Raw genomic sequence first — 21195 nt, forward strand, 5'->3', positions numbered from 1 at the left:
TCCCTCTCATTATAAAAAATAGTATATGCCTCTTTTGGTGAGAGCGAAAACTTCATGAACAAACAATCCACTAAACATAGATTATTGCATTTGCCTCTTCAATGAAAATTCCAGATTTGCAGCTTAAATACTCAGAAATTTGCACGACCAATTTCTCTGTCACATCTCCTTCATATTTACTACGCAAATAATATGACAATTTTGGGTTACATTTAAGCTACTGATTGGCTACAAAAAGATTTCAAATGAAGATCTAAAATGGGAGTAGAAAATGGGGAAAAATAACCCAGGAGGATTGGGTTATTTTACTTTTTCGAGGTATTTCCCTTCAACTGTATCAACCTTGATAACATCACCTGTAAGAATATGAAAAGGTACTTGTACGACTGCACCAGTTTCTAGCGTTGCAGGTTTGCGTCCACCTGTAGCAGTATCACCTTTGAATGCCGGTGCTGTTTCGGTCACTTCAAGCTCCACAACTGGAGGAATCTCTACTGAAATCGCTTTGCCATTGTGAAAGAGAATTTTGACATTCATACCATCTTTGAGATATTTGATATTATCATCACCCACTTGATCATGGGTAAGAGTTATCTGATCATAAGTTGTAGTATCCATGAAGTGCATGTTTTCGCCATCATCATAGAGATACTGCATCTCTTTTTCTTCAAGATCGGGCTTTTCAGCCTTATCTCCCGCATGGAAGGTCTTCTCAAGCACTCTTCCATCGATAAGAGATTTGATTTTTGTACGTACATATGCTGCACCTTTACCAGGTTTGACATGCTGATACTCCACAATTCTATACGGTACTCCGCCAAGTTCAATACGTAGCCCCTTTTTGAGGTCATTCATGCTATAAGACATTGTAGCTCCTAGAAAGTTTTTGCAATTTTATCGAAAAAATCTTGAAAAGATGTATAAAAGAAGTGAAAAGAGAATGCTCAAAACGATAGAGGTAGTGATAGGAAAGTAGAATGTGAAGTTCTCTTTTTTAATATAGATATCGCCAGGCAAACGCCCGACGTATGAGATAAAAAGACCAATGACAATAAGAGCAATCCCCATAAATACAAGGATTTTACCAAACTCCACTACTTAAACTCCTCTTCGCTTCTTGTCTTTTCATCTGTAAAGTCCATAGCTTTAGCATTATCCATAAGCACTGGAATAAATATGAGTGAAACAATTACAGCCGCGACAGTACCACCAATAAGTGCAACACCAAGTCCTCCAAATATCGGATCACTTGCAAGGAGTGCTGAGCCAAGAATAATTGCTATAGCTGTCAACATAATAGGACGCGCCCTGGTTGCTGTTGCTATAGCGATTGCACGTCTCTTTGGTATATGTTTTTCTACCATTAAAGCTTTGGCAAAATCAATGAGGAGGATAGAGTTTCTCGAACTGATACCCATCAAAGCGATAAAACCAATGAGCGATGTGGCTGTGAGGAAAAATGTATCTGCTGTCACAAGATCTGCTACCCAGTGTCCCACAATCACACCGATAATTGAGAGGAAACTTCCTGCCATAACAATGTTTGAGAGGGTATAGCTCTTGTAATAGACAACAATGAGAAGATAGATAAGGATCAAAGCCGCAATGAATGCCAAACCAAGATCTCTGAAGGTATCAAGCGTTACCTTCATCTCTCCATCCCATTTCAGATCTATCTTCTCTCCAGTCTTCTTGTCAATAAAGCGCAAATTGAAAAGATAGTCTGTCTTCTGAATCTCATAATCTTTTTTAAACTCCTCCATCATCTTTTCACGCGCATCAAGGAGTGGATAGACTTGTGAGACGAGGTCAGTTTCTGCTATGACATTTGTATAGCGCTTGAGATTTTTATGCATGATAGTTGGCTCGTTTGTCGCCTCTTCAATATCGACCACTTCAATGAGAGGCACCATCATCCCTTTTTGATTCATGAGTTCAAATGAAGCGAGTTTATTCTTGACTGCTTCTAAAGTCTTATCATCAAACCTTCTTGATTCATCACTGAGGCGCAAAAAGAGATCGATCTGGGATGGATAGTTTTCACTGTTTTTCACACCTACTGCCATACCCTCAAAAGCTAGATACAAGATCTTTTGCACCTGCTCTACAGCAAGTCCACTCTTTTGGATTTTATCAATGTTTGGCTTGAGATGGTATTTTTTGTAGATATCATCCTCCATGATATCCACATCTACAAGACCTGGAGTCTTTTTGAAAATCTCTGCTACTTTTTGCGCAAATGCACGTCTTGTCTTCTCATTCGGTGTATATATCTCTGCAACTATTGAAGCGAGTGTAGGAGGTCCAGCAGGCTGCTCGATGAATTTGATAGAAGTGTTTTTCACGAGTGGTTCACACTTCTTTTGTACAACCGGGCGTAGTCGGTGCACCATATTGTAACTGCGCTCATCTCTTTCATGCTTATCAGTGAGGTTCACTACAATCTCAGCAACATTTTCACTATTTTTAAATGCACTCCCCTTCACTAATCCTGCATAGTCAAGTGGTGCACCCATACCAAGATAGCTCTCTATATCAGTGACCTCTTTTTCCTTTTTGAGAACATCTACAACACACTCATTGACCATTTTTGTCTGCTCAATAGAGCTTCCTGTAGGAAGATCTATATAAACACTGAAGGTATTAGCACTCTTTCCTGGCAGCATTTTCACCCAAACAATTTTAGTAGGGATCATCATAATACTTGCTGCCAAGGAGGCAAGAACTAGAACAATTACCAAAATTTTCTTGGATCTATTTTCTAGTATCGCATATATCCACTTCTCAAACTTTTTCACTGTTTACCTCCCTCTCTATCACATTCTGGGGGGATTTTCTCATCTTTTTGGAAATGGTGATGGTGATGATGCATATGCGGTTTTTTGAGCATTTTTTTGGCTAGATATGGTGTGAAAATATAAGCGATCACGAGTGAAGCAAGAAGGGCTACTGGGACATTAAGAGGGATCGGCTTCATAAATTCACCCATCATACCACCAACAAAGAGCATAGGTATCATTGTCATGATGATTGCCACAGTTGCTACGTTAGTCGGTGCACCTATCTCATCTGTTGCTTCGACCAAAATCGTATCCATATCTTTATAGACTGCATCGTGCTCATGGAGATGTCTATGGATATTTTCAATAACAATAATTGCAGCATCCACCAAGAGACCCAATGAGAGCAAAAATGCAAAAAGAGTAATACGGTTGATTGTCTGTCCGCTCAAATATGCTATAAAGAGGGTAACAGACAAAATTGCTGGCACAGTAAATGTTACGATAAGCGCCTCTTTCCATCCAAGGAAAAAGACAAGCATCACTGCAATGATAGCGATAGTGATGAGCAAGTGATCAACAAGCTCATTGACTGCATCATTTGCCCTCTTTCCATAATCGCGTGTGAGCACGAAACCGATGTGGTGCTTTTGCAAATACGGCTTAAGCTCATTTATAAGAGCCTGCACGTCATGAGCAACAAACACAGCATTGGTGCCCTTGAGTTTTGAGACTTCTAAAGTATATTGAGGCTTTGTATGAAGATCCTTTGTCCACACCAAAGCTTTATGAAAATTTTGCACATCGATACCATCTTCAACTTTTGCAATATCTTTGACATAGATAGGTGAGCCCATATAGTTGGCTACCATGATATTTTTCACATCTTCTACACTCTCTATAGCATTTGGAACACCAAAGATGACAATCTTTTTATCTTTTGTTCTGTTTTTAACTTCTGGCACCTCTTTTGCCACTGAACCGATCGCTTGCATAATCTGACCTAGTGAAAGATGGTAACCGCTCAGTTTTTCTAGGTCAACAAAAATATTGAACTGACGTTTATGTGCGCCTTTGAGCTGAGTTTTTGAGACATTTTTGATACGATTGACGCGATATTGAATATCTTTTATGATCTTGAAAAACTTCGCATCACTTATCGTATCATCTTTTTTGTAAAAAGCGTATGTAAGGATCGGAATATCTATATCGATATCAAAAGGTTTAACTAGTGGTTGCATAGCATTTTTGGGAAGAAGATTCATATTTTGCATCACTTTGTCATAGAGCTTGAGGTTGGAGATCTCCCTATTTTGTCCGATGTAATATTGGACATTCACAACTCCTACATTATGCTTTGCAATACCATATATATACTCAACCCCACTAATCTCCCTGATCTTTTCTTCAAGAGGTTTAACAATGACATTTTCTATCTCTTTTGGAGTTGCTCCTGGCATAGGAACGATCACTGTTCCCCCACTAATTGCAATTTGTGGATCCTCTTCACGTGGCATGATCTCAAGTGAGAGATATCCCACAGCCAAAATGAAGATAGCCAAAAGGGCTGTCAAAGGGTTATGCAAAAAAATAAGGGCGAGTTTTCCTGCAATATCTTTAGGCTTATAATTACATCGAATCTCTTGCTCTTTACTCATTGCCCTTCCTTATTTGAATGTAAGCTTCGCATACATTCCAGGAATGATACGTACATTTTTATCTTTTTTGAAAGCAACTTTTACTTTGAATTTGTGTGTCATAGGATTTGCAGCTGGGATAATTGCTACCAATTTTCCTTCGCCCTCATACCCTACTGATGGGATATAGATAGTCACTTTTTGCCCTAATTTAATGTTTTTGAGATTATCTTCAGCAATCTCTGCTACAACTTTAAGATCATCTAAAGATGTAATCACCATACCAGGAAAGCCAGGAATTGTAAGCTGTCCTACTTTGACGTTATTTTGAATAATCACTCCATCATTCGGAGCTTTGATTTTAAGATATTCATACTGATGCAAAACTTCAGCAAGTTTCGTTTTTGCTTGGCGTAGCTGCTTTTTAGCTATCTCATACATATTTTTTGAGTTATTGTACATCAATTGCATCTTTTCAAGCTCAAACTTTGATACCATCCCTTTTTTGAAGAGTCTTTGATGGCGTTCATAGTTCGTTTTGGCAAAGATGTACATATTGTAATTCATTGCTACTGCAAGTCTTGCTTGAGAAATCATAAGCTCTACTTGCGATTTGGCAAGGTCTATCTCTTTTGAATCAATAATATAGAGTACCTGCCCCTTTTTTACCCAGTCTCCCTCATGGGCTAAAACCTTTTTGACAAATCCCATATAGCGAGTACCAAGCATCTTTGTATCATCGCTATATACTGTTCCTGAGAGGCTAAATCCCGCAGCAAAACTCGAAATTGCTAGCAATACAAATATTACCAATCTCTTCATCTACTCTCCTTTATCCATCAAGCTCTCAAGCTCGAATACCTTTTCGTTTCTTTGTGTTTTAGTCTGCAAGAGCTTCAATAGTGCTTGAATCTCCTCAGAATGTTTGATGAGTACATCGCTAATTTTCACAAGTCCCTCTTTATATTTTGCTTGATACATTACATAGATCTTTTTAGCAAGCTCAAACTGCTTCGACTGTGCTTTTATATCATAATCTTTACTTTTAATTTGTGTAAGAAGCTGCTTGATTTTTAAAGCAATTCCTCTCTTTGCCATATTGACTTTTTCGACTGTTTGCATATACTGGATTTTTGCTTTTTGCAAACTTGCCTTATCTTTCCCACCACTAAAGAGATTCCATTTGAGTTGGGCACCAAAAGTGTATGCATCTTTATCAAAAAACTCATTGAATGGTTTGTTATCAGCACTTCCGTACTCCACAAAAGCACCAATTACTGGATAGAATCCACTACGATTGAGTTTGACATTTTGCTTAGTTATCTTTTGCCCAATTTGTGCCCGCTTAAAATCGATAGTATTAAAGACAGCCTTTTGCATATCGATTTTTGGCATTGGAGCTCTCTCTTTGGTATGTTTGATAGAAGCGATATTTTCATTGAGCAAGAAACTGAGGTATTGATATGCTAAATCACGATTGAGCTTTGCTTGATTGAGCATACTGAGCACTTCTGCGCGTTTTGCTTCCACCTCAAGTACATCTGTATCTTTGGCATACCCCTCAGCTTTGAAGTTTTTGATGATATTTTCAAGTTCGTCCATATGATGTTTGAGAATCTGAAGATTTTTGATGTAGTTTTCTACGAGTGTAATATCGTAGAAGGTCTTTTTGGTCTGATAAACCATTTCGTTATAGACCTTTTGAGCTTCAAGATGTTTGAGACGCTCCATATTTTTACTAATTTTGCCATACATTGAGAGCTTAAAACCTGTAAAGAGTGGCACTTGGTATTGAAGTTTTGTCTGGTAGTGGTTTCTCGCTTTTGGGTAGTTGAGTTTTTTTGGCTGGATTTGTAAAATCGAGCCCATATTTTGTGTAAACCCTTGCGGAAGCTGTCCTGGATGTGCATTCATTGCCTCTAGCACCTGCCCCATTGGAGCCAAAAATTCATCAAATCCAAAATCAGCGAAAGATGCTTCACGTGATTGGAGTTTAAAACCAAAGACATTACCAGCATCATTACTGCGCAATGCATTAAAGATAAGATTTAAAGATCCGTAGTTGTAACTCTTGGCTAATTTTGTATCAAAATGCGCCATTCGTTCCTGAAGTTTGGCTATTTTGATTTGAGAATTGTTCTTTTTAAGAAGATCAAGTGCTTGATCGAGTGAAAGTTTGTCGATAGCTGCCAAACTGTATACTGCAAAAAAAGTAAGGAGCAAAAGTCTCTTCATGGAGCCTCCAAGGTTCTGAAAAATTTATAGAGTTGATTATATTAATTTATAACTTAGTGGCTAATTAAGAATATAAGCAGGTTAAAAAAACCTGCTTAGAGAATAGCGTAAGATACAGAGAGGCAAGCTTTGAGATCTGCAAGCTCTTTGAGTACATCCTTGTTCACATCATCATCAACAATAATCACCGCTAAAGCGTGACCATGATCATCGCGTCCAAGACGAAAATCTGCAATATTGATATTGTGTTTAGCTAAGATCATACCAACTTCACCAATGACCCCTGGAACATCAGTGTTTTTGAAAAGTATCATCTTACCTTTTGGCTCAACATCCAAAGCAAAATTATTAATATCGACTATTCTTTGCACACTCTCTTCAAAAATAGTCCCACTAATTTCAATAATATCTCTATCTGTTGTGAGTTTGACTGTTACTTTATTTTTATATCCACTTGATTCTGGGCTCTTTTTGCTCAAGATCTCAATACCGCGCTCTTTTGCAACAAATTCGGCATTGACATAGTTGATCGATTCTCCCAACGACTCTTTGAGCACACCAACAACTGTAAAAGTGATAAGAGATTTAAGATAATCTCCAATTTCACCTTCAGCTATTACTTTAATAGTTTTATATGCACCTTTGTTCACTTGTGCAGCCAAGAAGCCCATCTTTTGCGCAAGCTCAAGATATGGCTTGACAAAAGGTGGCATCTCATCCTCTTTGATTGGAAGGTTGAGTGCATTTGGATAGCTGATACCCCGTGCAGCCTCAAGAGCCTCGGTAGCAGCACCGATTGCAATTTTTTCTTGTGACTCTTCAGTATTTGCGCCAAGGTGTGGAGTAACTGTTACGTTATCTAGTTCTAGAAGTTTATTGTCAGTTGCTGGTTCTTTGGCAAAAACATCAATTCCTGCAAATTTTATTTTACCGCTTTTGAGACCTTCATAGAGAGCATCTTCATTATAGAGCCCTCCTCTTGCACAGTTGATGAGCACCACACCATCTTTCATCTTCGCGATCTCTTCACGATCTATCATATTGATAGTCTCTTTATTTTTTGGCGTGTGTATTGTGATGATATCGCACTTGAGAATCTCATCAAAATCTGTTGTATATTTGACACCGAGATTTGTAGCTTTTTCTGGTGGGATATATGGATCGTATGTTACTACATCCATCTCAAATGCAAGTGCTCTTTTTCCTACACGGCTTCCGATATTCCCAAAACCGATAATTCCAAGTTTTTTGCCTTTGAGCTCATTACCGATCCACGCCTCTCTTTTCCAGATTCTCTCAAGCTTGAGTTGATTGTGTGCATAGGGAAAGGCGCGCATACAAGCAAGCATATGAGCGAAAGTGAGCTCCACAGCTGCAATTGTATTAGCAGTTGGTACATTCATCACTATAATACCTCTTCTGCTGCACTCCTCCATATCCACATTATCTACGCCAACTCCAGCGCGAACAATTGCTTTGAGCTTCTTAGCATGCTCAAGCAGCTCTTTGTCAACAGGTGTTGAGCTGCGTGTAATAATCACATCAGCATCTGCTATTTTTTCAAAAAGTGGCTCGCCTTTTGGAACATCTGCAGCATTAACATACTCGATATCATTCTCTTTTGAGAGCATCTCTTCTGCTTTTTTATGCAGATGGTCACAAACTACTATCTTCTTCTTTTCCATAGCCAACCTTACTTTTCGAGTTTATCTTTGATAATATCACCCAATGTAGTCTTATCTTCTTGATTGATTTCACTGAGTGCCTCTTTCTCTTTCATTCTTTGGAGTTTTCTAATTGACATGCGTAGCTTATTGTTTTTTGTATCAATAAATGAGATTACGCCTTCTAGCTCATTGCCTTTTTGAAGCTCCTCTTTTTTGATTGGTGGAAGATCTTCATTGCGAATGAGGGCATCCACATTTTCATCAAGTGAAACAAAAACACCAAAATCTTTGATATCCTTGACTGTTCCTTTAACAATATCTCCAACTTTATGCTCTTTAGCAAACTTTTCCAAAGGACTTTCTAGAAGGGATTTGCGATTGAGTGAGATCTTCTCATTTTCTCTATCGATATGAGCGATTTTGACTTCGACTCTATCACCTACTTGGAGATGATCTTTTGCTTTTTGGCCCTTCTCCCAGCTAAAATCCTGGTTGTGTAGAAGCCCTTCCACATTACCGATGCGTACAAATGCACCAAAATCTGTCAAAGATGTTACTTCACCCTCAACAACATCACCCTCTTTATAGTTTTTCAAAAACTCTTCAAAAGGTTTTGGAAGGAGCGATTTGAGAGATACACGAAGCTTTCTCTTCTCTGGATCTATTTCGATAACCTCAACATCAAGTTGCTGTCCCTCTTGTACATACTCTTTTGGATGTTTTGGTCTTTTATCCCATGTCATTTCACTAATGTGCAAAAGACCCTCGATATCATTGCCCAAGTCTACAAAAGCTCCATATGGCTCGATATTGCTTATTGTTACGTTGATAACATCACCAGGATCAAGCTCACCTTTGATCTCTTCCCATGGATCTGGCTGTGTTGCTTTGATAGAAAGTGAGAGACGATTTTTTTCTTGATCAAAATCTATCGCCTTGACGTTGACTTTGTCACCTTCTTGGAAATATTTCGCTGGATTGACAGGACCTTTATAGCTGATCTCATTGTAATGTACAAGACCTTCTACGTGAGGAGCTACCTCTACAAACATACCGTAGTTTGTAATTTTTTTGACAGTTCCCTCGACAATTTGACCTTCATTCATGAGTGTTTCAATAATCTGTCTGCGTTTTTGTGCAACTTCTTGAATGAGTTTTTTACGTGAAATTACGATAGAGTCATCGTTTTCACCAACTTTCAAAACTTTTGCAGAGAGTCTTTTGCCAGTTTGTGCGGGTGTTTTAAAGTAGCTTTGAGAGTTTGGTAAGAAAAACTGCACTCCCTCTTCATTCTCAACAATATATCCACCCTTATTCTTCCCTACTACAACACCCTCAATAATCATCTCATCAAGATTTTCTCTATTCTTTTCGATAAACTCTTTGACTTTCTGTTTAGAAATTGCTTTTTTGTGAGAAATTATAGGTCGCTCATTGCGATAGCCACTTATAAGCACCTTAATTGTATCACCCACATTATATTTGAGATTACCCTCAAGATCTTTTATCTCATTGATATTGAGAATTCCCTCTTGCTTCTGTCCTACATCAACGAGTACACGCTCGTCATCTTGTATCTCTACTATTACACCATCAACTACTCTTGATGCGCTCTGTTTGCTCTCATGCTCCTCTAGCATCTTTGCAAAGTCTTCGTTGCTATTTTCGAAACCCATTTCTACCTCTTTTTCCATTATTGTCTGATTCCTTCGGATATAATTGCGTAATTATACTCCAATTTTCTTTATCTTTTCTATAACTTGCTCTATGATCCAATCTGGTGTGGAAGCACCTGCAGTAATACCACACACCTTTTTACCTCTAAACCAAGACGGATCAAGCTCTTCTTCGTTTTCAATGAGATAACTATCTGGGCAATTCTCTTTGCAAATATTATAGAGCTGCTTTGTATTTGATGAGTTTTTGCCACCGATAATTATCATCACATCAGCCTCGCAACTGAGCTCTCTTGCAGCATCTTGATTTTCAAATGTAGCGTTGCAGATCGTATTAAAAACCCGTACCTCTTTTTTGTGTTCCATCAAGAAGTTGACAATTTTTTGATACTCTTCAAATTTGCGTGTAGTCTGTGCTACAGTTGCAACGCGCTCTTTAAGTTTTGGAAGGTGTTGTCGTAGCTCTTCCACACCGAGCACCACGACTGGATCTTTGGCATAGCTCATAACACCTTTGATTTCAGGATGATTAATATCACCAAAGATTACTACACTATACCCCTCATTGCTCATCTGCTCTACGATCTCTTGAGGTTTTGTCACAAATGGACAGGTAGCATCTACAACCTCTACGTGCTTTTGCTTGAGCGTTTGCAGCATATCTTTTGGAATACCGTGAGTTCGTACGATAACTCTGCCATTCTCTTCAATCTCATCAATCTCTTCTACGAGTCCCACATTAAAACTCTTTTTGAGTCTCTCAATCTCATTTTTATTATGAATAAGTGGTCCAAAGGTCACACTATTGGGACTCTCTTCAGCGATTTTTATTGCTCTCTTAACTCCAAAGCAAAATCCATAATTTCTTGCTAATCTAATCTCCAATGTGCACCTCTGTTATTTTTTCTAAGATTTTCGTAAAATTTGGAAAAGATGTAGCAATGCAGTCAATATCGAGTATCTCCATATCAGCTAGCAATCCTGCAATGGCAAAACTCATAGCTATTCTATGGTCACCAAAACTCTCTATCGTAGCACTTTGAAGTTTACCACCCACAATGGCATATCCATCCTCATACTCCTCTACTTCGATGCCACATCTTTGAAGATTGAGCACAACACTTTTTATCCTATCACTCTCTTTTACCCGCAACTCTTTTGCATTTTTGACTACACTTCTCCCCTCAGCCACTGCCATTGCGATGCTTAGAGCCGGCAACTCATCAATAAGCCAAGCAATATGTTCACTCACTTCTACTGCTTGTAGCTTGCTAGCCTCTACAACTATATCACCTATTGGCTCATAGCGATTCTCTTTTTCTATGTACGTAATTTTTGCTCCCATACGCTCTAAAACCTTGAATGCTTCAATACGCGTAGGATTGAGAGTCACATCTGCCAATACCACCTTGCTTCCTGGTACAATTGCAGCTGCAACAGCGAAGAAAAAAGCACTTGATGGATCAGCAGGTATTGTAATTTCAAGTGGCTTAAGAGGAGAATCCATAGGCTCAATGTAGACTCTATATGAAGATCCCTCACTCTTTGTTTGTAAAGCCGCTCCCATACCGCGGAGCATTCTCTCAGTGTGGTCGCGACTCAGCTCTGGCTCACTATATTCACACTCACCTTGAGCACGCAACGCCGCCAAGATCATCGCACTCTTTACTTGAGCTGAAGCGATTTTACTCTCATAGTAAAAAGATTCAAGCTTTTTATTGCCACGAATTGCAAGGGGTGCTTTACTGCCATTTTCGCGTCCATCAATTTTTGCACCAATTTCACGCAGTGGCACTGCCACTCGAGCCATAGGACGATTGCGCAAATACTTATCACCTGTGAGAACAAAAAAGCCATCAATACCAGCCAAAAGACCGCAAAAGAGTCGCATCGCAGTTCCGCTATTGCCACAATCTAACACGTTATCTGGCTCAGTGATATTTTGTGCAGGAGTAATGACAAGAGTATCGCTCTTCTTTTTTATAGTAGCTCCAAGTGCTTGTACAATTCTTAAAGTATTGAGTGTGTCTTCAGCTTGCAAATAGTTTCTCACCACACTTGGTTTGTCACTGAGTAGTGAAAACATCGCTGCTCTGTGTGAGATAGATTTATCAGGGGCTACCTCATCTATGACAATATCAAATGGTTTATCTATGGCTTTGACTACGAGCTTTTTCATCGCAAACTTGCACCTACCTCTTTTTGTAAAATCTCTAAAATATAATCCATAATAGCTTTTATCTCATCTTCACTGAGTGTCTTTTGGTCTGATTGCACTGCAAAACGCACTGTTAGGCTCTTTTTGTTCCCTAAATCTTTGCTTGTATACTCATCTACTGGATAGAAGCGCTTGATCTCTTTTGGCAAACGTCCTACAAGTGAATCTCGAATCTTTTGAAAATCTGTATCTTTATCTATAAGTATACTTAAATCTCGCAATGCAAGCTGATAGACTGAATATTCATTTGCTTGCGGATAGAGGAGATCTAATGCATCAAAATTGAGTTCAGCTATAAAAGTTTCTGGAAGTTCTAGCTCTTTTTGCAATTGTGTGTGAAGTTTATAGACTCTTCCTACAATTTTTTCTTTGAAAATCACTTTTGCACTCTGGTAGGGATGCATCAAGGCATTTGTTGCCTCCATGCGCTCAAGCGTAAAGTCACCCAAAATTTTTCCAAGATCTTTTGTGATATCTTCAAAAGTAACAGCAGAAGGTTTCCCTCTGTTAAAGAGAGCATCATTTTCTCTCAGTCCGCTATAAATCAGTGTAAAATATGTCGATTCGTTGCGATTACTATCAAAGACAGCACCTATCTCAAAAAGTTTTATACTACGGTATCCATTTTTAAGATTTGTGCTTACCTGCTCTAACATATTTGGCACGAGGGATGTACGCAATGTATCCATCTCTTGCGTGATAGGATTGAGGAGGTCTTCCTCTTTTGCAATCACTGGAAGATGAAATTTTTCCAAAGTCTCTTTTTTTGTGAAAAGATAACTCACAGTCTCAAAATACCCGCAAGCAACTGCTCTTTCTCGTAGCTCTTTAGCGCTTCTATGCTTATAGTAGGCCTCATTAATACGATTTTTCTCTTCAAAACAGAGTGGTTTTGCTTCGATTTTATCAATGCCATAGATTCTTACAATCTCTTCTGCAATATCTTGGAGATTAAAGATATCGTGTCTATAGACTGGAGGTTTTACGACCATAGAATCCTCTGTAAAATGGTCTATAGAAAAACCGAGGCGTTTTAAGATTTCCACAATGCTATTTTTATCGATTGCTACACCAATGAGTTTTGTTAGATCATCAAAATCTACTTTGATTGCAGGTCTCTCTATATCTTTTGTAATTTCATGCTTTCCTGAATAGATCGTAGCACTATACTCTTCATTGAGTATCTTTTTAGCATAATCTATACCGATTTGGAGCCTTGGATCACTCCCACGGCTGCTTCTGTAATAAACCCAGTCACTCTTCATCGGATACGAGTGCATAATCTTTGCAATTCTTTGAGGGTCTATGTAACTTGCTTCTAAAATAAAAATCTCTTCATCATAGAATGGTTTAGAGCTATCAAACTGTATCACACCTACTACACTTGCTTCTTCTTTACCCCAAACAGAATCGTACTCACCATCTTTTTTGAGTTTTATTTGTGCATTATTTTCTTCAAAGAAGCGATAGCTATATATTCTAGTAATAATTCCTGTAGAATGTGTAATATAGAAAGCTAGTGTCTCTGCCGCATTTGCAAAATTTTCACCAGCTATAGCAACTCTTAGACGCACTGCAAGAGGATTTGCAAAATCTTTTTTCTCAAATGCTTTATATATAAGGTTTGATTCTATATTTTTTTCAATGTCGAGATTGAGGATGCGTCCAATACCAACTTTTACACCCTCTTGTTCGCTAATCTTTTGTTCCTTAATATTTTTACCAAAAGCTACACCAAATTCTCTAGCTATTCCTAAAATGCTCAGACAATCACCTCTATTAGCAGTGAGTTCTATATCGATTATCTCATCTTGAAAGAATGGGAATTCACGCAGCTCTCTGCCAATTGCTAGTTCACCGATACTGCTATCAAGTATCATTATCCCGTCTTCAAGTTTTGGAAGTCCTAGCTCAGTTGAAGAGCATATCATTCCAAAACTCTCCACCCCTCGAAGCTTTGCAGGTTTTATCTTAAAATTACCCGGGAGCTGGGCACCAATTTTTGCAACCGCTACATACTCTGCATCTACTACATTCTTTGCACCACAGACAATCTGGAGCTTTTCACTACCTACATCCACTATACAAACATTAAGCTTATCAGCTTTGGGATGCTTCTGGCATGAAATAATTTTCCCGACTACTACATTTTTGGGGATATCAATCTTTTTGACTTCAGCAACTTCAAGACCGATGCTGTTAAGTGTTTCTATGAGCTTTTGTGTTGGAATATCACTAATATCTATCCACTCTTGCAACCAATTTCTCGTAACTATCATTTAAACTGCTCCAATAGTCTAAGATCCCCTTCAAAAAGACTTCGCAAATCTCCTATACGATACAAAAGCATTGCAAAACGCTCAACCCCCAACCCAAAAGCATATCCACTCACATTTTCGTATCCCACTGCTTCAAAGACATTTGGATCAACCATACCACACCCAAGTACCTCTAACCATCCAGTATGTGAACAGACTCTACACCCCTCACCTTGACAGAATATACAGCTGATATCTACTTCAGCGCTTGGCTCAGTAAATGGGAAAAAACTTGGTCGAAATCGTACCTTTACATCGCCAAACATATAGTGCAAAAAATCTTGGAGAATGAATTTGAGATTTGCAAAGCTCACTTTTCCAGCTTCATCGACTACAAGCCCCTCTACTTGATGAAACATAGGAGTATGAGTTAAATCAAAATCCCTTCTAAATACTGCTCCAGGACTTATCATGCGAATAGGTGGCTTTTGCTTTTGCATTGTACGGATTTGCACAGGAGAGGTATGAGTTCGTAGCAAAGTACCATCGGCAAAGTAAAAGGTATCTTGCATGTCCCGTGCTGGATGATGCTTTGGCAGATTGAGCGCTTCAAAATTATAAAAATCCTCTTCAATTAATGGTCCAGTCTCAATTGCATAATTAAGAGACAAAAAATATTCAATGATCTGATCGAGTGTTTGCTTTACTGGATGCAGCGCACCCTTGGAAGCTCTATAACCATAGAGACTCACATCGATCTTCTCATTTTTGAGCTGCTCTTCTATGGCTTGCGCTAAAAGCTCATCTTTTCGTGCCTGCAGGAGACCTTGCAGTCTATTTTTAGCAACATTGAGCTCTTTTGCAACTTTTGGTTTCTCTTCGTTTGGTAGATTCTTGAGTTTTTCAAATTCAGCAGCAAAATAGCCCTTCTTTCCAAAGAGCTCAATTCGTACTTTTTCAAGCTCATCGAGTGATGAGACATTTTGAATCTTTTCTTCCCAATTTTGCAATGGGCACCCCATAATAGTAATTTTTGGTTGTATCATAATATAATAATAATTATAAAAACATAAGGGAGGTAAACTGATGTGTATATTTTGTAAAATCGTAGCTGGTGAGATTCCCTCAAACAAGGTACATGAAAATGATGAGTTTTTAGCTTTTCACGATATCAATCCAAAAGCACCGATTCACATTCTTATCATTCCAAAGCAGCATATTGAAAATTTCCAAAGCTGCCCAGGCGAAGTCATGGCTAACATGACTCCATTTATTCAAGAGGTAGCTAAAAAACTCGATCTTGATAAAACCGGTTATCGCCTCATTACCAATAATGGAGAAGATGGAGGACAAGAGGTAATGCATCTGCATTTTCATATGCTAGGAGGTGCAAAACTCTCATGGCCATACCAAGCTATCGAAAAGGTTGCAAAGAAGTATATGTAAAGCCTCTCTAGGCTTTACGTAAAAAATCCTCAAAATAGGCTATCTGCTTTTGCACCTGCTCTTTTGAAGTAGCTCCATAGGAGTTGCGAGCATTCATAGAATTAACAAGATCCAAATACGCTACAATATCCTCTGCAATCCTCTCATCGATAGTTTTAAGCTCCTCAAATGAAAGATCAGAGATATCTTTACCCATCTGCTCAGCAAGGGCTACAGCTTTTCCTGTTATAAAATGGGCTTCGCGAAAAGGCACTCCCACTCTTTCTACAAGATAGTCTGCTAGATCAGTTGCTGTCAAGTGTCCTGTCTTTGCAGCTTTGAGCATGTTTTCTTTATTTATTTGCATCGTTTTGAGAACCTCATTGAGAATAATGAGAGAAATCTTTGCATGTTTGACACTATCAAAGACACCCTCTTTATCCTCTTGCATATCTTTATTGTATGCTAGTGGCAAACCTTTCATAACAGTCAAAAGACTCACGAGATTACCGTAAGCTCTACCTGTCTTTCCTCGTAATAATTCAGGAACATCAGGGTTTTTCTTCTGTGGCATTATTGAGCTGCCAGTCGCATATTCATCACTTATAGTAATAAATTTAAACTCATAGCTACTCCACAATATCAGCTCTTCTGCGAGTCTTGAAATGTGCATCATCATAGTAGCAATATTAAACAATATCTCTAAAGCAAAATCTCTATCGCTTACCGTATCAAGACAGTTAATAGTCGGTGCATCGAATCCCAACTCTTTGGCAGTAAATTCCCTATCGATATTATGTGGTGTTCCAGCAAGTGCAGCACAACCCAATGGTGAATAGTTATTGCGCTTATATGAACTGTGAAATCTTTCAATATCACGTTTAAACATAGACGCATATGCAAGCATATGATACGCAAAACTTATTGGCTGCGCATGCTGTAAATGTGTCATTCCTGGAAGTAAAATGCTATCAGTTTTTTTCGCAATATCTACAAAAGTAGCTATAAGTTCTTTAAGAAGAGTTATAAACTCTTGGTTTTGTTTTTGTACGTAGAGTCTGAAATCAAGTGCAACTTGATCGTTACGACTGCGTGCAGTGTGGAGCTTCTTTCCTGCATCTCCTATAATTTGCGTGAGCCTCTTTTCAATTGCCATATGAATATCTTCATCAGCAATATCCCAGACAAAATCACCAGATTCTATCTCTTCTTTTATTTTATTGAGTCCTTTTATTATCTCTTCTTTTTCCTCTTCGCTCAAAATTCCTTGTTTTGCAAGCATTTTTGCATGTGCAATTGAGCCTTGAATGTCTTGTTCATAGAGCTCTTTATCAAAAGGAAGGCTTGCATTAAATTTATCGAGGAGTTTACTTGCACTCTTTTCAAAACGACCTGACCAAAGTTTTGCCATTATTTACCTTTTTTACTTGCAATTGTAGCATAGAGATAGGAGAGTTGTATATTTTTGCGGTTATTTTGATTTTATTAATAGATGGGTATCTAGGAGGAATATATAGATTATAAAAACCCTTGGCCTGGCGCCGACCTACTTTTCCACACCCGAGGGGTGCAGTATCATCAGCGATGCGGAGCTTAGCTTCTAGGTTCGAAATGGAGCTAGGCGTTTCCTCCGCTCTATAGGCACCAGGACAAGAGAAGTAAATCTTTTTTTAAAGACTTACTTCTCTTGTCTCTTCCTCTTACTTTTAAAGACCACCAACTCATTGTTCATAGATAAAGCGAGTAGCTCAGTAAGGCGGCGGTGCGTCTTTTTTTTGATTAATTAATCTTGTAAGCCAATCGGACTATTAGTACTGGTCAGCTAAACGCATTGCTGCGCTTACACACCCAGCCTATCAAGGTGGTAGTCTTCCACCGTCCTTCAGGGAAGGCTCATCTTGGAGTCGGCTTCCCGCTTAGATGCCTTCAGCGGTTATCCGTTCCGTGCATAGCTACCCGGCGATGCCCCTGGCGGGACAACCGGTACACCAGTGGCACGTCCAACCCGGTCCTCTCGTACTAGGGTCAGCTCTCCTCAGCCTTCCTACGCCCACGGAAGATAGGGACCGAACTGTCTCACGACGTTCTGAACCCAGCTCGCGTACCGCTTTAAATGGCGAACAGCCATACCCTTGGGACCTGCTCCAGCCCCAGGATGCGATGAGCCGACATCGAGGTGCCAAACCTCCCCGTCGATGTGAGCTCTTGGGGGAGATCAGCCTGTTATCCCCGGGGTACCTTTTATCCTTTGAGCGATGGCCCTTCCACTCAGAACCACCGGATCACTAAGACCGACTTTCGTCTCTGCTCGAGTTGTCTCTCTCACAGTCAGGCTGGCTTATGCCTTTATACTCTCCAAGCGATTTCCAACCGCTTTGAGCCAACCTTTGTAAGCCTCCGTTACTCTTTAGGAGGCGACCGCCCCAGTCAAACTACCCGCCAGGCATTGTCCTCCTGGTGGTTAACACCAGCGAGTTAGCCATCAGAATGAGGAAGGGTGGTATCTCAAGGACGGCTCCACCCGAGCTGGCGCCCGGGCTTCGCAGCCTCCCACCTATCCTGCACATCCTCATCCCGATGGCAGTACCAAGCTGTAGTAAAGGTCCACGGGGTCTTTCCGTCTTTCCGCGGGTAGGAGGAATTTTCACCTCCACTACAATTTCACCGGATCCCTGGTCGAGACAGCCCCCATCTCGTTACGCCATTCATGCAGGTCGGTATTTAACCGACAAGGAATTTCGCTACCTTAGGACCGTTATAGTTACGGCCGCCGTTTACCGGGGCTTCGGTTCACGCCTTCGCCCTTACGGGCTAAGCGATCCCCTTAACCTTCCGGCACCGGGCAGGCGTCACACCATATACATCCTCTTACGAGTTAGCATAGTGCTGTGTTTTTGGTAAACAGTCGGATGGAGCGCTTCGCTGCGACCCGCCTCGGCTCCGGCCGCGAGGGCCTTCACCTACTACGGGCACACCTTATACCGAAGATACGGTGCCAGTTTGCAGAGTTCCTTGACCAGGGTTCTTCCGCGCGCCTTAGAATACTCATCTCACCCACCTGTGTCGGTTTACGGTACGGGCTACTTACTACTCAAACGGCTTAGAAGCTTTTCTCGGCTCGACGGCATCACCGGTTCCCCCGCCGCCCCGAAGGGCTTTGGGGGCCTGTCGGGTCTCGGCCTCGCGCTGGGCGGATTTGCCTACCCAGCAGCCTACACCCTTCGAGCCCGTATTCCATCACGGACCCCGGCTAGCCCTAAGCGTCCCTCCATCGCCTTGTAGTAAGTAGGTATCGGAATATTAACCGATTTCCCATCGCCTACCCCTCTCGGACTCGGCTTAGGACCCGACTAACCCTACGTTGACGAGCATCGCGTAGGAAACCTTGGGTTTTCGGCGAAGTGGATTCTCACCACTTTTATCGCTACTCATGCCTGCATGCTCACTTCCAGCCGCTCCACTGCTCCTTACCGGTACAGCTTCAACGCCGACTGGAACGCTCTGCTACCGCGCATACTCCAGTATGCACCTGCGACTTCGGTGTGTGACTTAGCCCCGTTATATTTTCCGCGCAGGGCCGCTAGACCAGTGAGCTGTTACGCTTTCTTTAAAGGATGGCTGCTTCTAAGCCAACCTCCTGGTTGTCTATGCAGCCCCACATCGTTTTCCACTTAGTCACAACTTGGGGACCTTAGTCGGCAGTCTGGGTTGTTCCCCTCTCGACATAGGATTTTATCACCCTACGCCTGACTCCCAGGATACCACACGAGGTATTCGGAGTTTGACAGGGTTTGGTACCCCTGTGTGGGGCCCTAGCCCTATCAGTGCTCTACCCCCTCGTGCTACTTCCTGAGGCTATACCTAAATATATTTCGCAGAGAACCAGCTATCACCGAGTTTGTTTGGCCTTTCACCCCTATCCACAGCTCATCCAAGGAGTTTTCAACCTCCACTGGTTCGGCCCTCCATGGGGTCTTACCCCCACTTCAGCCTGGCCATGGATAGATCACCCGGCTTCGGGTCTGCAGCCAGTGACTTATTCGCCCTCTTCAGACTCGCTTTCGCTACGGCTTCGCGTGCGCTTAACCTCGCCACTGACCACAACTCGCAGGCTCATTATGCAAAAGGCAGTCCGTCACCCTGTTCCGAAGAACATAGGGCTCCGAATGATTGTAGGCATACGGTTTCAGGTTCTATTTCACTCCCCTCACTGGGGTTCTTTTCACCTTTCCCTCACGGTACTTGTGCACTATCGGTGTGATGGTAGTATTTAGCCTTGGAGGGTGGTCCCCCCATCTTCAGTCAGGATAACACGTGTCCCGACCTACTCGCTAGGCCTCTGCCTAGTCCCACCTATACCATTTCGCCTACAGGACTATCACCCTCTATGGTGTGCCTTTCCAGACACTTCGGCTATAGTATAGGCTACACAGAGGCGGGCTACTCCCCGTTCGCTCGCCGCTACTAGGGGAATCTCGGTTGATTTCTTCTCCTCCGGGTACTGAGATGTTTCACTTCCCCGGGTTCGCCCCGGCTTACGCCGGTGACTGGCATCTCTGCCAGCCGGGTTGCCCCATTCGGAAATCCCCGGATCAACGCTTCTTGGCAGCTCCCCGAGGCTTTTCGCAGCCTAGCACGTCCTTCATCGCCTCCATCACCCTAGGCATCCACCGTACGCCCTTTGTAGCTTACACCTACTTCTAAAGCGCACCGCCGCCTTACTCAACTACTCTTGAGTAAGACAGCCTTACTTGTGCTTTATCTATGAACAATGAGTTGTCAAATATCCCTTAGACCTAAAGTCTAAAATAAACCCTAAATCCCTTTAGAGCTTATTTTAAACTTCGTCCTGGTGGAGTCTACCGAGGACCCTTCCGGTGACCTCCCACTGGCGTATACTATGCACTCGCTTCGCTCGCGCATATACGCATCGCCGTGCGGAGCTACAAACGACAAGCAGTTGTCGTTTGCTTTACGCTCCTCCCGTGCAAGGCACGCAGTCGGCAATGTAATCTCTCTTACACTCCCAACTACGTGCTTTTATCCTGGTGGAGTCTACCGGGATCGAACCGGTGACCTCCTGCGTGCAAGGCAGGCGCTCTCCCAGCTGAGCTAAGACCCCATTTCCTGGTTGAGTAGTGAATTGTGCAAACTCTTTTGCGTAGCGTACCTTGTAGTACGTGAGCGAAAGAGTTTGTGCAAGACTCTCTCAATATGGTGGGCCTGAGAGGACTTGAACCTCTGACCTCACCCTTATCAGGGGTGCGCTCTAACCACCTGAGCTACAGGCCCATTATTA

14 protein-coding genes, 2 tRNA genes and 2 rRNA genes are annotated in these 21195 nt (G+C 41.2%); 1 reads left to right on the top strand and 17 read right to left on the bottom strand.

Annotated features, from left to right (window positions below; genetic code table 11):
* Nucleotides 1–300: 300 nt before the first annotated feature.
* The 12 genes from efp to pheS form a co-directional block, all read right to left on the bottom strand.
* Complete coding sequence (gene efp, locus JG734_RS06230; RefSeq protein ID WP_201332437.1) at nucleotides 301–867, bottom strand: elongation factor P; 567 nt, start codon at nucleotides 865–867, stop codon at nucleotides 301–303.
* 27 nt (nucleotides 868–894) lie between these two features.
* Nucleotides 895–1095, bottom strand: a complete 201-nt coding sequence (locus JG734_RS06235; protein ID WP_236586816.1) for a DUF2905 domain-containing protein — start codon at nucleotides 1093–1095, stop codon at nucleotides 895–897.
* Nucleotides 1095–2798 (bottom strand): efflux RND transporter permease subunit, encoded by a 1704-nt coding sequence (locus tag JG734_RS09490; protein WP_201332438.1) that lies wholly within the window; start codon nucleotides 2796–2798, stop codon nucleotides 1095–1097. Before JG734_RS09490 ends, JG734_RS06235 begins: the two co-directional genes overlap by 1 nt.
* Entirely contained in the window at nucleotides 2795–4438 is a 1644-nt protein-coding gene (locus tag JG734_RS09495; RefSeq protein ID WP_255531379.1) for an efflux RND transporter permease subunit, read from the bottom strand. Before JG734_RS09495 ends, JG734_RS09490 begins: the two co-directional genes overlap by 4 nt.
* A gap of 9 nt (nucleotides 4439–4447) precedes the next feature.
* A complete protein-coding gene (locus tag JG734_RS06250) occupies nucleotides 4448–5239 on the bottom strand; it encodes an efflux RND transporter periplasmic adaptor subunit (RefSeq protein ID WP_201332439.1) in 792 nt (263 codons plus the stop codon).
* Nucleotides 5240–6652: a TolC family protein gene (locus JG734_RS06255; RefSeq protein ID WP_201332440.1), complete on the bottom strand. Its 1413-nt coding sequence runs from the start codon at nucleotides 6650–6652 to the stop codon at nucleotides 5240–5242.
* Nucleotides 6653–6747: 95 nt separating this feature from the next.
* On the bottom strand, nucleotides 6748–8337 hold the full coding sequence (gene serA, locus JG734_RS06260) for a phosphoglycerate dehydrogenase (protein WP_201332441.1): 1590 nt from the start codon (nucleotides 8335–8337) through the stop codon (nucleotides 6748–6750).
* Nucleotides 8338–8345: 8 nt separating this feature from the next.
* Nucleotides 8346–10013: a 30S ribosomal protein S1 gene (locus JG734_RS06265; protein ID WP_201332442.1), complete on the bottom strand. Its 1668-nt coding sequence runs from the start codon at nucleotides 10011–10013 to the stop codon at nucleotides 8346–8348.
* Between the two features lie 33 nt (nucleotides 10014–10046).
* On the bottom strand, nucleotides 10047–10880 hold the full coding sequence (locus JG734_RS06270) for a 4-hydroxy-3-methylbut-2-enyl diphosphate reductase (protein ID WP_201332443.1): 834 nt from the start codon (nucleotides 10878–10880) through the stop codon (nucleotides 10047–10049).
* The gene (aroA, locus tag JG734_RS06275; protein ID WP_201332444.1) at nucleotides 10870–12174 is read right to left on the bottom strand and encodes a 3-phosphoshikimate 1-carboxyvinyltransferase; all 1305 of its coding nucleotides are present in this window, start codon (nucleotides 12172–12174) and stop codon (nucleotides 10870–10872) included. The genes JG734_RS06270 and aroA overlap by 11 nt, the downstream gene beginning before the upstream one ends.
* Nucleotides 12171–14492 carry a phenylalanine--tRNA ligase subunit beta gene (gene pheT, locus JG734_RS06280; RefSeq protein ID WP_201332445.1) on the bottom strand — a complete coding sequence of 774 codons (2322 nt, stop codon included), beginning with the start codon at nucleotides 14490–14492 and terminating at the stop codon, nucleotides 12171–12173. Before pheT ends, aroA begins: the two co-directional genes overlap by 4 nt.
* Nucleotides 14489–15481, bottom strand: a complete 993-nt coding sequence (gene pheS / locus JG734_RS06285) for a phenylalanine--tRNA ligase subunit alpha (RefSeq protein WP_236586817.1) — start codon at nucleotides 15479–15481, stop codon at nucleotides 14489–14491. The genes pheT and pheS overlap by 4 nt, the downstream gene beginning before the upstream one ends.
* A 76-nt stretch (nucleotides 15482–15557) precedes the next feature.
* Here pheS and JG734_RS06290 point away from each other — a divergent pair, with 76 nt between their 5' ends.
* Complete coding sequence (locus JG734_RS06290; RefSeq protein WP_201332446.1) at nucleotides 15558–15917, top strand: histidine triad nucleotide-binding protein; 360 nt, start codon at nucleotides 15558–15560, stop codon at nucleotides 15915–15917.
* Between the two features lie 7 nt (nucleotides 15918–15924).
* Here JG734_RS06290 and argH read toward each other — a convergent pair whose 3' ends face one another.
* From argH to JG734_RS06315, 5 genes are all read right to left on the bottom strand, one after another.
* On the bottom strand, nucleotides 15925–17307 hold the full coding sequence (argH, locus tag JG734_RS06295; protein WP_201332447.1) for an argininosuccinate lyase: 1383 nt from the start codon (nucleotides 17305–17307) through the stop codon (nucleotides 15925–15927).
* Nucleotides 17308–17429: 122 nt separating this feature from the next.
* Nucleotides 17430–17545: ribosomal RNA gene (gene rrf / locus JG734_RS06300) — 5S ribosomal RNA — on the bottom strand.
* Nucleotides 17546–17683: 138 nt separating this feature from the next.
* Nucleotides 17684–20590 (bottom strand): 23S ribosomal RNA (locus JG734_RS06305).
* A 352-nt stretch (nucleotides 20591–20942) separates the two neighbouring features.
* A tRNA-Ala gene (locus JG734_RS06310) sits at nucleotides 20943–21018 on the bottom strand.
* A gap of 93 nt (nucleotides 21019–21111) precedes the next feature.
* Nucleotides 21112–21188, bottom strand: a tRNA-Ile gene (locus JG734_RS06315).
* Nucleotides 21189–21195: the final 7 nt, after the last annotated feature.

The sequence above is a fragment of the Nitratiruptor sp. YY09-18 genome (assembly GCF_016593235.1).
Lineage (GTDB): Bacteria > Campylobacterota > Campylobacteria > Campylobacterales > Nitratiruptoraceae > Nitratiruptor.

Coding starts and splice junctions, on each gene's coding strand:
- efp (WP_201332437.1), bottom strand. CDS start 867: ATGTCTTATAGCATGAATGACCTCAAAAAGGGGCTACGTATTGAACTT.
- JG734_RS09495 (WP_255531379.1), bottom strand. CDS start 4,438: ATGAGTAAAGAGCAAGAGATTCGATGTAATTATAAGCCTAAAGATATT.
- JG734_RS06250 (WP_201332439.1), bottom strand. CDS start 5,239: ATGAAGAGATTGGTAATATTTGTATTGCTAGCAATTTCGAGTTTTGCT.
- JG734_RS06255 (WP_201332440.1), bottom strand. CDS start 6,652: ATGAAGAGACTTTTGCTCCTTACTTTTTTTGCAGTATACAGTTTGGCA.
- serA (WP_201332441.1), bottom strand. CDS start 8,337: ATGGAAAAGAAGAAGATAGTAGTTTGTGACCATCTGCATAAAAAAGCA.
- JG734_RS06265 (WP_201332442.1), bottom strand. CDS start 10,013: ATGGAAAAAGAGGTAGAAATGGGTTTCGAAAATAGCAACGAAGACTTT.
- aroA (WP_201332444.1), bottom strand. CDS start 12,174: ATGAAAAAGCTCGTAGTCAAAGCCATAGATAAACCATTTGATATTGTC.
- pheT (WP_201332445.1), bottom strand. CDS start 14,492: ATGATAGTTACGAGAAATTGGTTGCAAGAGTGGATAGATATTAGTGAT.
- JG734_RS06290 (WP_201332446.1), top strand. CDS start 15,558: ATGTGTATATTTTGTAAAATCGTAGCTGGTGAGATTCCCTCAAACAAG.
- argH (WP_201332447.1), bottom strand. CDS start 17,307: ATGGCAAAACTTTGGTCAGGTCGTTTTGAAAAGAGTGCAAGTAAACTC.